At 59.3% G+C, this 14,380-nt stretch carries 13 protein-coding genes; 11 read left to right on the top strand and 2 right to left on the bottom strand.

Annotation, left to right across the window (positions count from 1 at the left end):
* Positions 1 to 132: 132 nt before the first annotated feature.
* Positions 133 to 789, bottom strand: a complete 657-nt coding sequence (locus NBH12_RS09325) for a LytR C-terminal domain-containing protein (RefSeq protein WP_014483537.1) — start codon at positions 787 to 789, stop codon at positions 133 to 135.
* A gap of 116 nt (positions 790 to 905) precedes the next feature.
* Here NBH12_RS09325 and NBH12_RS09320 point away from each other — a divergent pair, with 116 nt between their 5' ends.
* The 8 genes from NBH12_RS09320 to NBH12_RS09285 all read left to right on the top strand — a co-directional run bounded on the left by NBH12_RS09320 (position 906) and on the right by NBH12_RS09285 (position 8,863).
* A complete protein-coding gene (locus NBH12_RS09320; RefSeq protein WP_025301332.1) occupies positions 906 to 1,595 on the top strand; it encodes a uracil-DNA glycosylase in 690 nt (229 codons plus the stop codon).
* 38 nt (positions 1,596 to 1,633) lie between these two features.
* Positions 1,634 to 2,713, top strand: coding sequence for an AAA family ATPase (locus NBH12_RS09315; RefSeq protein WP_015439036.1), 1,080 nt, complete (start codon positions 1,634 to 1,636; stop codon positions 2,711 to 2,713).
* Complete coding sequence (locus NBH12_RS09310) at positions 2,710 to 3,654, top strand: DUF58 domain-containing protein (RefSeq protein WP_025301333.1); 945 nt, start codon at positions 2,710 to 2,712, stop codon at positions 3,652 to 3,654. Before NBH12_RS09315 ends, NBH12_RS09310 begins: the two co-directional genes overlap by 4 nt.
* On the top strand, positions 3,651 to 4,193 hold the full coding sequence (locus tag NBH12_RS09305) for a hypothetical protein (protein ID WP_025301334.1): 543 nt from the start codon (positions 3,651 to 3,653) through the stop codon (positions 4,191 to 4,193). Before NBH12_RS09310 ends, NBH12_RS09305 begins: the two co-directional genes overlap by 4 nt.
* Entirely contained in the window at positions 4,190 to 5,248 is a 1,059-nt protein-coding gene (locus tag NBH12_RS09300) for a vWA domain-containing protein (protein WP_003830286.1), read from the top strand. Before NBH12_RS09305 ends, NBH12_RS09300 begins: the two co-directional genes overlap by 4 nt.
* Positions 5,245 to 6,282: a vWA domain-containing protein gene (locus NBH12_RS09295; protein ID WP_025263118.1), complete on the top strand. Its 1,038-nt coding sequence runs from the start codon at positions 5,245 to 5,247 to the stop codon at positions 6,280 to 6,282. Before NBH12_RS09300 ends, NBH12_RS09295 begins: the two co-directional genes overlap by 4 nt.
* Positions 6,279 to 6,851 (top strand): DUF6466 family protein, encoded by a 573-nt coding sequence (locus NBH12_RS09290; protein WP_016462454.1) that lies wholly within the window; start codon positions 6,279 to 6,281, stop codon positions 6,849 to 6,851. Before NBH12_RS09295 ends, NBH12_RS09290 begins: the two co-directional genes overlap by 4 nt.
* A 431-nt stretch (positions 6,852 to 7,282) precedes the next feature.
* Positions 7,283 to 8,863, top strand: a complete 1,581-nt coding sequence (locus NBH12_RS09285; protein ID WP_003830282.1) for an alpha/beta fold hydrolase — start codon at positions 7,283 to 7,285, stop codon at positions 8,861 to 8,863.
* Positions 8,864 to 8,889: 26 nt separating this feature from the next.
* Here NBH12_RS09285 and NBH12_RS09280 read toward each other — a convergent pair whose 3' ends face one another.
* A complete protein-coding gene (locus tag NBH12_RS09280) occupies positions 8,890 to 9,534 on the bottom strand; it encodes an ECF transporter S component (RefSeq protein WP_003830281.1) in 645 nt (214 codons plus the stop codon).
* A gap of 133 nt (positions 9,535 to 9,667) precedes the next feature.
* Between NBH12_RS09280 and purB the strand changes: the two genes are divergently transcribed.
* The 3 genes from purB (at position 9,668) to NBH12_RS09265 (ending at position 14,160) form a co-directional block, all read left to right on the top strand.
* Positions 9,668 to 11,104 carry an adenylosuccinate lyase gene (gene purB, locus NBH12_RS09275; RefSeq protein ID WP_003830280.1) on the top strand — a complete coding sequence of 479 codons (1,437 nt, stop codon included), beginning with the start codon at positions 9,668 to 9,670 and terminating at the stop codon, positions 11,102 to 11,104.
* 72 nt (positions 11,105 to 11,176) lie between these two features.
* On the top strand, positions 11,177 to 13,741 hold the full coding sequence (locus NBH12_RS09270; protein ID WP_025301337.1) for a lysylphosphatidylglycerol synthase transmembrane domain-containing protein: 2,565 nt from the start codon (positions 11,177 to 11,179) through the stop codon (positions 13,739 to 13,741).
* A 137-nt stretch (positions 13,742 to 13,878) separates the two neighbouring features.
* On the top strand, positions 13,879 to 14,160 hold the full coding sequence (locus tag NBH12_RS09265) for an HU family DNA-binding protein (RefSeq protein ID WP_003830278.1): 282 nt from the start codon (positions 13,879 to 13,881) through the stop codon (positions 14,158 to 14,160).
* Positions 14,161 to 14,380: the final 220 nt, after the last annotated feature.

Raw genomic sequence — 14,380 nt, 5'->3', positions numbered from 1 at the left:
TAGTGCACGATTGTACCGTGACGAGGGAACAATACAAACCGAAACAGTAACTATTTGCTCAAGTTTCTCCTATGAAAGGGGCCACCATCACATTACTGATGGTGGCCACGGAGAAAAAGGTACTGTGAATGCCTAGTTCAGCAGCACGACGGTGATGGGAGCGGCAAGCCCCTGAACCTGTTCAACGGCACTGATGCCAAGTGTCGAAGCCACATCTTCGGCGGTGGCCTTGTCCGCTTCATTCTGGTACCACACCACGGTGGAGGTCGGCACCGATCCGGTCGGATTCGCGGCTTCCACGCTGGTATAACCAGCGGTCTGCAACACATCGGCCTTCCGGCCCGCGTATCCGCTGATACCGGTGGCATTAATCACCCGCACTTGGGTGGCCTTGTTCACAGTTGCTGCGGCCTGATCCTGCTGGGCGCTCTGATCGGCATTATCGGTAGCGGCGGAATCGGATTGAGCATTCGAGGAATCAGTATTCTCGGACTTGGTATCAGAAGAGTCGGCGGAATCGGACTTGGCGTCGGACGAGTCCTTCTTTTCTGTATTGGAAGTCTGAGCGGTCTGCGAGGAAGTATTCAAATTCAGGATGTTCTTGTACTCTCCGGTAACCCAGGCCCATGCACCGAAACCGCACAGCGCCGCTACGAGAATCACGATGACGAACGGTGCGATACGCGAAATAACCGAACGGGAACCGCGGTGGACGCCCACCGGCCCCTTGGGGGGATTATCGAAGACGTCCTGCTCGTACGATTCGTAGGTCACCTTGTCGCGCGCCATAAAGCCGCCCTCCTTTATACACAAACTACCCACGAGTGTAACCGCCACACGGGAAATGAGCCACCTCGCCACAACCCCATGCACCGTATATGCACGTTTGACTACAGTAATGAACCATGATCAAACCATTGAGAGAACTGGTAGAGCCCGGATGGGCAAACGCACTGGCCGATGTTGAGCCGGCCATCCACCGCATGGGCGATTTTCTCCGGGAGGAGAACGCCGCAGGCAGACCCTGGCTGCCGGCCAGCCACAATATTCTCAGGGCCTTTACCATTCCGTTTGATTCGATCAAGGTACTGATCGTGGGCCAAGACCCCTACCCCACTCCCGGGCATCCGGTGGGACTGAGCTTCTGCGTGGCACCGGAGGTACGACCACTGCCGAAGAGCCTGATTAATATCTATAAGGAACTGGTCGACGATCTAGGCGTGCCGATGCCCCCGAACGGAGACCTGACAGCATGGACCGAGCGCGGGGTCATGTTGCTGAACAGGTGCTTGACCGTGGGAGTCGGACGCCCCAACTCCCATCAGGGCAAAGGCTGGGAAGAAGTCACCGAAGCCGCTATCCGAGCATTAAACGCACGCGTGGACGGCAACGGCAAACCGAAGCCCTTGGTGGCTATTCTATGGGGACGCAACGCGCAGAGTCTGGAACCGCTGCTCACCAACGCCTTTATTATTAAGTCACCTCATCCGAGCCCGCTTTCCGCATCCCGAGGTTTCTTCGGCTCCAAACCTTTCTCTCGAGCTAATCAGGCCCTTATCAACATGGGTGCCGAGCCCGTGGATTGGAGTCTGTAATCCCTCCGCCGTCAGCGTGAGCCGTTAGAGTGGTGGGCATGACTTTGTTCCCTACGCAACCGAACATGCCTCCGAAGCCGGCCGCCGCGCGTCCAGCAGCCGTTCCTACGCCCAGCGCGGCGGCGCCGCTCGGCGCCGATGATGCCAAGCGCGCACGCGCCTTGGCAGACAGCATCCGCGCACGCTTTGCCCAAACGCTGGTCGGACAAGACAATCTTCGTGAGTCGTTGATCGTGACGCTGGTGGCGGGCGGCCATATTCTTATCGAATCCGTGCCCGGCCTGGCTAAGACCACCGCGGCACAGACGCTTGCCACATGCGTATCCGGCTCGTTCAAGCGCGTACAGTGCACGCCGGATCTTATGCCTTCCGATCTGGTGGGCACTCAGGTATTCGATTTTGCCTCGCAGAAATTCACCACACAGATCGGCCCCATTCACGCCAATTTTGTGCTGTTGGACGAAATCAACCGCTCCAACGCCAAGACCCAATCCGCCATGCTTGAGGCGATGGCGGAAGGCACGACCACTATTGGCGGCCAGCGCATAGCCCTGCCCAAGCCGTTCATGGTCATCGCCACCGAGAACCCCATCGAGGAAGAAGGCACGTTCAACCTGCCCGAAGCCCAGATGGACCGCTTTATGATGAAGGCCGTCATGACCTATCCCACTGCGGATCAGGAAGCGCGCATGCTGGCCATGCTCACCCGCCGCGGTTCCGACATGATCGGACCGGACAGCATCACCGGCGAGCGCATCACCGTTGCCGACGTGGACTTCCTGCGTACGGCCGCACGCCGCGTGCATGTCTCCGACGCCATCATGCGTTATGCAGTCGATATCGCCGCCACCTCACGAGGGGCCGGTTCCAGGCCGATCAAGGGATTGTCGTCCCTGGTTCGTCTGGGTGCCTCCCCGCGTGCCACCATCGCTTTGATTCGCATCGGTCAGGCCAAGGCATTGTTGTCTGGCCGTGACTACGTGGTGCCGGAAGACATCAAGGCCTTTGCCCACGAAGTGCTGCGCCACCGTATCATGCTCACCTTCGAGGCATTGGCTGATGGTGTGGTCAGCGATCAGATCGTAGACAAGATCGTCGAAACGGTTCCCGTTCCGTGAGTTCCGCTTCCGTCCGTAAGAAGATAGAGGCCCTTGGCACCCAGATGAGTTTGCCTACCGTAAGGAAGGCATTGGGTGTGTTGGAGGGCGAACACGCATCCGGCCGCCGTGGCGGCGGGGGTGACGTGATGGATATGCGCGCCTATGAGCCGGGCGACGAGTCTCGTCTGATCGACTGGAAGACCAGTGCTCGTCAGGGTCGCCCTATGGTGGTGCAGCGCGAACGTCTGTCTACCTCCCGTGTCTGGCTGCTCATGGATGTGGGCCGTGAGATGACCGGCATATGCCCTTCCGGAGAACAGGCATACGAGGTGGCCGCCAATGCGTTGCGCATGTTCGCCGCGCTGTCGATGCGACGCGCCGATGACATCTCTCTGGTGTTCGGCGACGAGTCAAGCATCACGCGCATTCCATTCAATGGCGGATTCGCGCAGTTTGAACGCACGTTGGATACCGCATTGCGCCGCAACTGGAACCATGGGCGCAATATCGATGCATTGCTGGAATATGCACGCCGCATCAAAGACCACGAAGCCCTCATCGTGTTGGCCACCGACGAGCATGCGATGGCCGAACGACACATCATACAATTCCGTCGCATTGCCCGAACGCATCCGGTGGTGCTAATCGATGTGGCCACCTTAAACCCGTTTTTGCCGGTATCTCACGGTCATCGTGCTCCTCTGGATGGCACGACCGGCCGCCGTGTGCCGGCATTCCTGCGGTCCCGGAAAAGCGCCAATGAGGTTTCCACTCATCGTGAATACATGGCCGCAGCGTTGGAGCAGGAACTGACCCGTGCTGGCTCTCACATGATTCGTGCCACTTCCAGCGAGGCCATGTTCGATCGCTTTGTCACATTGGTCTCCCGCGCACTGACAAGGACCACGCGCAACCAGCTTGGTTCCGCCCCCGACCTGATGTTGGCAGGTAACCGATGAGCAATACCGTTATTCTCGCCGTTGACCCCAGCAATCTGCAGACGGTTGACGCTTTGACTTTGGCGGGACCATTAACCGCCCTCGTGGCGGTGTGCCTGGTATTGGCCATGGTATTGGTGATTACGGTCATAGTGATGTCCCGCCCAAGGCGAAACTCCGCAAAAGCCACGCAGCCAAGGGGCGCACATAATGAGGCGGGACCAAAGGCCACATGGCATGCCCGCATCAACGACGTACTGAGCCGTTATGAATCCGGAACGCTCAATCGTGAAGACGCGTTTGTGGAGCTGGCTCTTATCGCCCGTGATTTCGCAGGTGCTTCCAGCGGCAAACGACTGGAGGCCAGCACACTCGCCGATTTGATGCGTCTGCCGCGCACACCGGCGAATCGTCAAGGTCTGGATACGTTGCGTCACACCATCGAAGCCCTGTACCCACCTGAATTTGCCGATCCTTCGTTGAACACGCTGGCCAAGAGCGTTACCGTGAAGGAAGCTGCCGGCTGGGTCTCGAATCTGGTGGAAAGGTGGCGATCATAATGTTGTCATGGCAATGGCCTTGGGCCGCTCTTGCCGGCGTTCTGATCGCCGCAGCGATCATCCTGTTGTTCGTCGCATTCTCCCGTCGAGTCAAGCCCGCGGACGAGGCAGTATTTTCGCTGGACGATGATCTCAACACCGAGCATGCGTCACGTCTGTTCCGCCAATGGCGGGCATTGGGACGACTGGCAGTCGTTCTCTTGGTGATCGCGCTGGTGCTGGCCATCGCGTTGGTGGCACGCCCCTCCCAAGTCGATTCCAGCGATGAACGCGCCTCCAGCCGCGACATCGTGCTGTGCCTGGATGTCTCCGGTTCCACACTGCCCTACGACCGCGAAGTCATCGACACCTATCTGGAATTGGTGAAGCATTTTGAGGGTGAGCGCATCGGCATGAGCATCTTCAATTCCACGTCACGTACGGTGTTCCCCCTTACTGACGACTACGAACTGGTCACCGAGCAGCTGACCGCAGCCAGCAAGGCGCTCAAGGGCGTGCAGACACAGGACGACATCGACAAGATGTCAGACGCCCAATATCAGAAAATCGCGGACTGGCTGGAAGGCACGCAGAACCGTAAGGACGCCACCTCGCTTATCGGCGATGGCGTGGTCTCCTGCGCGGCCATGTTGCCCGGCTTCGCCTATGGTGCCGCCAATGAAACGAACGCCAAGCGCCAACGCGCGGCTTCCATCGTGCTGGCCACCGACAATATCGTCTCCGGGCAGGAAACGTATTCCCTCACCGAGGCACTGGACCTGACCGAGCAGACCATGATTACCGTCGATGGCCTGTACTCCGGCCCGAAAACCAGCGAGTCCGATCAGACCACCGCCGACATGAAATCCGCTATCGAAGCTCATGGCGGTGTGTTCCTCACCCAATCGGATGGCGCGTCCGTCAATGAATTGGTACGTGATATTCAGTCGCGCAGAGACACCGAGTCCGACAACCAGTCGAAGGCATCCATGACGGACGCCCCCGGACTGTGGGTGCTGGCGCTGGCCGTGATTCTTATTATCTGGATTGCATGCACCTGGAGGCTGAGACGATGAACGGATTCACCTTCTCCCCCGCCTTGGGATGGCCTGTTGGCGGCGCTTTGGCAGCCATCGCATTGGTGCTGGCCGTGGTCGAAATCGTGCTTTTCGTTCGCCGCCGTCGCAAAGCCTCCAGCGACGAGACCATTGGCGCCACCATTCGCCGCACATTGATGCTCGTGATTGCGGCAATAATGCTGCTGACCCCCAGCGTGGTGACACCGACCACATCCCGAGCCATCAATGCCACTGATGTGATTGTGGCCGTCGATACCACCGGCTCGATGGCGGTGGAAGATGCCACATACGGCTCCACCGAAGCCATTACGCGTATCGACGCCGCGCGAAAGGCTGTGCACGACATCACGTCAGCCTATCCGAACGCCAGTTTCGCTGCCCTGCGATTCGGTGCCTCGGGCACCTTGGACGTACCGCTTACGCCAGATACTCCGGCCATCAACAATTGGGCGGACACTCTGGCTGTCGAGGCCACCTCCGTCTCCGCCGGATCCAGCCTTGATGCGCCTATCGACCAGTTGCTGCTCACCGCCAAATCAATCCGTGAAGCCCACCCGGACGATGCAATCGTGCTGTATCTCATCACTGATGGAGAGCAGACCTCCAACGTCACCCGCCGCACCTTCTCCTCGCTGCGCCAATATCTCAATGACGGATTCACCGTCGGCGTGGGCTCGACGGAAGGCGGGAAGATTCCGGTCATCGCTGATGGCGTGAGCGCCACCGACGCGAATGCCGCCGACCAGTGGGTCACCGATCCGGATACCGGTGAAGCCGGCATCTCCAAAATGGACGAGCAGAACCTCAAGGACATCGCCGACGAAATCAGCGGCACCTACGTGCCCGTGAATGCTTCATCGGCCTTGGCTGATCAGGTGTCCGCCAAGGCCTCAAAGCAATGGCGAACCACTGTCACCACCAAAAAACGCACTCGCACCACTGCAGTGGTCTGGCCGCTGGCAATCGCACTGGCAGTGCTGTTGGCGTGGGAATTCGGCGCGTGGATCGCCACATCAAGGAGACTGCTATGAGCACAGGCAAGACTTCTCGAAACGCCCGACTCCCCTTTGGCGCGCGCATCGCATTGGCCATCGCCGCTGCGGTGCTGGTACTGATTGCCGGTGTGGCCGGGGCTAACCTGTCTGCCACCGTTACGTTCAACCGAGCCACCGCATCGCTGAAGGCCAATATCAAGGCCGCTCAGGACGAGTCCACCGACATGGATACGCTCAACGCCCAACAACAGCAGACCGATGCCCAATTCGCCGAGGCCAACAGCATGCGCGCGGTGCTGCTGCCGCAGATCAAAGATGCCATCGATGCCAATGCCGCAGCCTCCGCACAGCTGACGAAGATCACCTTGCAACAGGTCGAGGCACAGCGCAACGGTACGGATGCCCAGAACAGCACCGATGCACAAAGCTCAAGCACATCGAACGGCAACGCCACCAAGAGCGGGAATCTGACCGATGAGCAGAAAAAGCAGGTGGAGGAGCTGATGAAGGCCAACCAGCAGTCCACCGACACGCAGGCGAATACCGATACTTCCAATCAGAAAGCGGAACAGAACGCGGGCAGCGGCGCTTCCAAACCGTGGTAATGGGTGATGGGTGCGCCATCCATATCATTCATGGTGATTGTGGATAACTGACTGCTTTCGGCAAGCTGGAACCACATAAGTCGTTTCGGCTGGACATGGGCGTCTCCAATCCTTTTAGCTGGGTATATGAACATACCCGGTATCAATCCAACACCAGCAGGTGTCGCCGGCAATTCGGCGGCACCGTTCAATTACGGAGTCTGCCCCTGCCATGCGGCAGTGCAACGCAGCCGTGACCTCGTTGCGACGCAACGAGCCTCCACCATCGCAACGATAGATCGCACTGCGGCCGCTATCGTCTGCTCGAAAGACATCGCGTGGGCCGGACCGGCGTCTGAGGAATTCCGCTCCCGCCTGGACGAATTTCGGTCCAAAGCCGCACTGTTGGCTGACGACATGGAGGCTACCCACCGATTGGTTTGGGGGTCGGCATGACGAACGGAAACCATTACTGGCAGGTGGAAGCCAGCATTTACGGTGGAGCCGGCTACGCGCCAGCCACACGCAAGGAATACGCGGCTATCGCCAAATCACTGGAGAGCGAAGCCGCCGCACTCGAAGCGTGTGCTGCTTCGTGGGATGCGGGAGCCTTGCAATTACAGGCACACCGTTCCAGCGCGCCGATGTGCCCCGCACTATCACCAGGGAACCCTTCGATAGCCTACGCTCACACCTCGCTGCCATATGCGTCTGTGGGAGCACGGTGCACTGAACATGCGGCGATGTGCCGGCAGTTCAGTCAAGATCTTGCCAGCACCGCACAGCTGCTGATTCGCGCGCATTCGCTGTATTCCGATGCCGAGCTGGTTGCTAGACGGGTGTTCAGTGAAACGTTGCAGGCCGCCACCCAGCGGTACCCTCAATACGCGCTGCTCGGCTTGGGAGCCGTAGCCGCCGGTGGTTTTCTGGCCGGATGGGCCATTGATGGCAAACCGAACCCTGTGTGGATGTCTACGGCCACCTATCCGTTCCAGGAGGGAGTATTAAGCGGTTTTGGTGCGATGCTCGGCTTTGTGAGGCCGGGACAGGGCATATTAAGCACCAATGAGGTCAATAAAGGCGCCGGCACCATCGCAGTATTCTCAGGGCCGCTCAAAGATCTCTTCCAAGGGAACCAGCTCACTGTGCAGGAGGTGCACACCGACGCCGAAGTCGTTCAGGCAAGCAGCTCGGTGGCCGAATCAATGGAGAACCTGAGGCGACTGGCGGAGGAGCGGCTCGGAAAAATATCGCTCGACAGCGGTTTGGAATACGGCACCATCGCGATTCAACGATACAAACGCTCCGATGGGACGAATGCCTGGCTCGTTACGATTCCCGGAACCGACGGGCAAGACGATTCCCCGTTTGGTTGGGAACAGAACATAGAGCTGATGAGCGCATATGCCTTACGCCGCAGGAAGGCGGACAGCGCGCGGATGGTCGCCGAAGCAATGCGGCAGGCCGGCATCAAATCGGATGAACCGGTGGCCCTTATCGGTCATTCGCAAGGAGGAATCGCCGCGGCGGCCATCGCCTCGGATTGGGCGGATCAGTACAACATCCAACATGTGGTGACCGCAGGCTCGCCGATAGCGAACCATCCGATTCCGGAACGAACTTGGGTAACCAGCGTGGAAATCGATGACGAACTGGTAGCCGCGTTGGATGGTGCCGCCAATCCGGCCAAGGCCCATTGGCTGACGGTGAGCGGTCATGTCACGCCTGCACCGGCTCCTACGCCAAGCACTGTTGATGCAGATGGCTTCTGCACACCGGGAAGCGTATCCATCGCAGGCCATACCCCATATGATGCGGCACAGGTTTCCGGCGAGCCCACCGGTGGCCGTGAGATCAGCCACTGGCTCAAGTACCATCAGGCCGCTTACCGGAATGCCTCCGACCTTGGCTCCCCCGCCGTGCAACGCCACGAAGCGCACTTCCAGCACGTTATCGACGGGGAGCTCAAGGAGACCCGCTATTACCAAGGTCGCATGTCTCGGGCACAGGCATCAGGCCATGGAGAACGGTAAGCCCTCCATGCGGAGTAATCCCCCAGTCAGGCGCGACGCTCGATGAGCGCGCGGCCGGAGGCGAGACGGTCGAGCACGCCGGTTTTGGCGATGGCGAGCATCAGATACCAGGCCATCACGCCGCTGATCAGCACGCCGCCGGTGATTTCCGAAATCATGTGCACGATGCCGCGCGGGCTCACGAACGACACACCCACATAGCGGAACAGCATGAGATAAATGCCGTATTCCAAGGCGACCAACGCACCGGACGCAATGGAAATCGGCAGATTGAACATGCGGTAACGCGTCGCGGCAAATGGAAGCTCGGCAAACACGCCCTGCAGCAACGCCGAAATGATGACGAAGCCCAAATCGAACTGGCTGCCGATCACCGTCTCGACCAGTGTGCCGATAAGGTTCACGTACAATGCCGCACCGGGCTTACGCAGAATCAGCACAGCCAGGGTGCCGGAGAAGTACCAGACGGCGTGCACGATGCTGGCAAAGCCGGGAAGAATCGCACCGAACACCGAGGAGATCGGCATGTAGGCAAAGTTGAAGCCCCAGAAGATTACGCCGCAGGCCGCGCCCAGCGTAGCGCCGACCGCAATGTCCAACGGCTGCCATTTCAGCGACGATACGGCGACTGGACGTTTGGGAAGAGTATGGATATTGACGGTTTCGGGCATGGTAATCTCCTTGCCTTAAGGGCCGCACACAGTAATCGGATCGGGGGGCGTTCCTTGACCTGCGCGGCTCGGGCGGGAACGCCACACCACAGTATAGCCGCTCGGTTCACGGCTGGAAGTACCCTTGGAGGTTATGAAGCTTACCGATATTTCCCCCGCAATCGCATTGACCCCGCTTGACGGCCGCTACCACAAGGCCACCGCTCCGCTCGTTGAATACATGAGCGAACCCGCCCTCAACCGTGAACGTATGCGTGTCGAAGTCGAATGGATGATTCTTCTGGCCAACGGCTTCGAGGGCAACGGCAACCAGCCGATCGTTGACGGCGTCAAACCGTTCACCGAAGCCGAGCAGACCTTCCTGCGTGCCATTCCCGAGGATTTCGGCGCTGAGGGCATCAAGCAGCACGCCGCTCACGAGGCCATCACCCACCACGATGTGAAGGCTGTGGAGTACTACATCGACGACCAGATCGACAAGGCTCCGACCGAGCTGACCAACATCAACGATGAGCTGAAGACCCTCGTGCACTTCGCCTGCACGTCCGAAGACATCAACAACCTCGCCATCGCCCGTTGCGTCAAGAACGCCATGGAGAACGTGTGGACCCCTGAGTTCGAGCGCATCATCGATCACCTTGCCAGCAAGGCCGAAGAGTTCAAGGACATGCCGCTGCTCTCCCTCACCCACGGCCAACCGGCAACGCCGACTACGCTCGGCAAGGAGCTCGCCGTCTACGTCTACCGTCTGAACCGCCAGCTCAAGCACCTCGAAAATCAGGAATACCTGGGCAAGATCAATGGTGCGACCGGCACGTTCGGTGCCCATCTGGCCGCCTGCCCGGATGTCGACTGGGTCGCCGTCTCCCGCGAGTTCGTCACCAACCGCATGGGACTGACCTGGAACCCTCTGACCACGCAGATCGAAAGCCACGACTGGCAGGCCGAGCTCTACTCCACCGTCTCCCACGCCAACCGCATCATGCACAACCTGTGCGTGGACGTGTGGATGTACATCTCCCGTGGCGTGTTCGCCCAGGTGCCGGTCAAGGGCGCCACCGGCTCCTCCACCATGCCGCACAAGGTCAACCCGATTCGTTTCGAGAACGCCGAAGCCAACTTCGAGATCTCCTGCTCGCTGCTCGACACCCTCTCAGCCACGCTGGTGGAATCCCGTTGGCAGCGCGATCTGACCGATTCGACCACCCAGCGCAACATCGGTTCCGCACTCGGCTACTCGCTGCTTGCCCTGACCAACCTTATGGGCGGCCTCGAATCCATCCACCCGAACACCCACGTCATCGAGCGTGAGCTTGACGGCAACTGGGAAGTGCTTGGCGAGCCGATTCAGACCGCTATGCGCGCTTGCGAGCTCAGGGGTCTGCCGGGCATGGACAAGCCGTACGAGAAAGTCAAGGAGCTCATGCGCGGTCACACCATCAACAAGGAGCAGGTCGAACAGTTCATCGACCAGCAGTCCTTCGACCCGGAAACCGCCGCTCGTTTGAAGGCTCTGACCCCCGCCACCTACACCGGCGTGGCCAGCCAGCTTGTCGCCTTCGATCGCTGAGCCCGGCTCACCCCGCACACTCCAACACCATCGAACTGAACCGAACAAGGACAGGCGTCAGGTAGCTATTTCATGACCACTGAACAGGATCAGTCCACTACGGAAGATCGCCCGAGCGAGGCATCTTCCTTCACCTCCGACCGGCCGATTGCCTCTGGCGACGGCCGGTCGGCCGATTATCCCGTCGAACAGTCGGACTCTTCCATGAATAGCTCCGGCAAAGGCTCTGGACCCTATATCGACGACATCGCCCCACGCCGCACCCGCGATTTTGGCGATCTGACCCGCGCCGGGCTGTCGTTGCTCATGGCAGCGGTGGTCATGGTGTTTGCCGTATACCTTGGCGGCATGACCCGCGGCGTCGAATCCGACGCCCATACCGCAGCCACAGCCATTAATTGGTTGGCTGATTTTCCCTCAACCGTACTTACCCAGCTAGCCACCATCGTCATCGTGGTAATCGTGCTGGCGCAATTGCTGATAGCCCGGGAATGGCTGCAGGCCGCGGTCTCTGCCTTGGCTATGTTTGCCGGCTATGGTGTGGCGGCCGCCATATCCATACTGATTAGTGGATTGCATGATTACACGCTGGCACTGGCTTTGGTCTCTGCCGCCACTTCCTTCGGGTCGGCTCTGCTGCCCAGCATCTATGGTGGCATGGCGGCTTTCCTGACTGCGGCAGGCCCTCGTCGAACCCGCTCCACGGTCAAGTGGGGATGGAATATTCTGTACGCCACCGCCGCAGTGATGGTCGTCCTCTCCTGGCACTCCGTAACCGGCATGCTGGTTTCCATGGCAGCCGGCCGTGCGATGGGCATGCTTATCCGTTTTCTTATCGGCACGCAAAACAAAGGCGTGTGGGGCGATGAGCTTGTTGCCACATTGCACAGCATCGGTCTGGATACGGCATCGCTGATTCGCCATCAGGAGTTGGACGACGGCAAGGGCAAATCCTTGGCCGCCACATTGGACGACGATCTGACCGAGGGATCGCGCATTTATGATCTCGAGACCACGGATAATCGCCGTTTCATCGTCTCCGTCATAGACGCGCAGACGCATACCGCCGGCTATCTCAAACAGCTGTGGGACTGGGCCCGATTCACCAGCGTGTCCATTCGCCGAGACCGTTCCGTGCGAGACGCCGTCCAGCATCATTTCGCCATGCTGCTGGGATTACACAGCATCAATCTACCGGCTCCGATCGTATATGGCATCGCCGATACCGATGAGTCCGCCATTCTGGTGCTGGATGCGCATACCATCGAAATGCCCGCCAATCTCAATACCCTGACCAAGGCCGATGCCGTGGCGTATATGCGCTACTTGTCCGTGGCGAATCGCAGAGGTTACACGCACCGCCGCATCACCCCCGATACGCTTGCCCGACTCGAGGACGGCACCGCAGTAATTGCCGGTTGGCTCAACGGCGACAACGCCTCCGCCTCGGCCAACACCGCACTGGATAAGGTGCAGCTGCTCACACTGTTCGCTGCGCTGATCGGCGTGGAGCCGACGATTGAAGCGGCCCGGGAGACTTGGGGCGACGCCACGCTGACCTCCCTCGTGCCATTCATCCAAAAAGTCGCGGTGCCCTCCCCCACACGCGCACTGGACACTTGGGATAAGCAGCTGCTCACAGCATTGAGAAGCCGTATCAACGCCATGGCCGATGAAGACGTTGTGGAATCCACCGAACCGGCGACGCTTGCCCGATTCTCCTGGCGCTCGATGCTGACCATGCTGCTGGTCATCGTTGCCGTAGTGGTGGTGTTCACACAGCTCAATCCCGAAGAAATTATCACTGCGCTGTCCAACGCCAGCCCGTTGATGGCGGTGGTCACGCTGCTCTTCAGTGTTTGCGGATGGATTGGATCGTCGATTTCGCTGGGGTCCTTGATAGATCGTGATAAGCGCGATAATACGGGCGTGTTCATGAGTCAGGTGGCGGGTGGATTCGCCACTGTCTCAATGCCTGCAGGCGTGGGGCCCTCGTTCGTCAATCTGCAATTCCTGCGCAAATCGGGATATCGGAACACCCAGGCCACTGCGATTATGAGTGCGGCGCTGGTGGTGTATTACGCCGTCTACTTCTCCATGCTGGTGCTGATTGGCCTGTTCACCGGGCGTAGCACGTTCTCCGGTTCGATTCCGACCAATACCCTGGTCATTGTGCTGGGAGCAGTGGTCGTGGTGATTTCCGTGGCGATGATGATTCCTCCGCTACGACATCTGGTGACACGCCGTCTGGTACCTCTGGCCAAGACCTATATCAACCAGTTGCTGGACGTACTTTCCCAGCCTCGTCAACTGACCATCAGCTGCCTGGGCGCATTGTTCCAAAACGTGACAACCGGCTTGGCATTCTGGTCGGCGTTGCAGGCTTTTGGCCATGCTTCCAACCCCATAGAGACGACTTTCGTGTTCATGCTGGCATACGCACTCGGTTCCGCCGTTCCCACCCCCGGCGGCCTAGGCGGCGTGGAAGCCGCATTGACATTCGCATTCGTGGCGGTCGGCGTGCCACAGGGCGTGGCATTGTCTGCCACACTGCTGCATCGTGTGGTGTTCTACTGGCTGAGAATCCCCCTCGGAGCAGCTGCCATGAAGTGGCTGGACAAGCACAATCTCGTCTGATTTTTGCCCTTGCCCTCCCCTCGAAAAAAACACATAAATCCTATATAAAATGCGGGTTTTCGCAGTCACATGCGCTATTATCATTGATTGAACGGGCAAAGCAACAAATGCCGCCCCCTGACCAAGAAGGATGCTTTATGGCATACAACAAGTCTGATCTCGTTTCCAAGATCGCCCAGAAGTCCAACCTGACCAAGGCTCAGGCCGAAGCTGCCGTCAACGCTTTCCAGGACGTGTTCGTCGAGGCAATGAAGTCCGGCGAAGGCCTGAAGCTCACCGGTCTCTTCTCCGCTGAGCGCGTCAAGCGCGCTGCTCGCACCGGCCGCAACCCGCGCACCGGTGAGACCATCAACATTCCGGCTTCCTACGGCGTTCGCATCTCCGCCGGCTCCCTGCTGAAGAAGGCCGTCACCGAGTGACCTGCCGCTAGCAGCGAGAGTCTCGTAGAGTGACAACGAGATAGCAAGAACCCCGACCATTGTGGTCGGGGTTCTTTGTGTATTGCGACGCAGATTAGGGGGGTGTTCCTATGTTTTTGTCAACTCCTTGGTGAGTTGACGTGTCGGGATTCCGGTTGGCTGTCGTGGGCGCGCTTCGCCCTGCCGGTGGCGTCCGGCGTCCTTTCCCGTGTGGCCCGGT

The sequence above is a fragment of the Bifidobacterium sp. M3-N-101 genome, assembly GCF_023656805.1.
GTDB lineage: Bacteria > Actinomycetota > Actinomycetes > Actinomycetales > Bifidobacteriaceae > Bifidobacterium > Bifidobacterium breve.
Note: the sequence above shows the minus strand (reverse complement) of the source record. Positions and strands in the feature narration are given on the sequence as shown.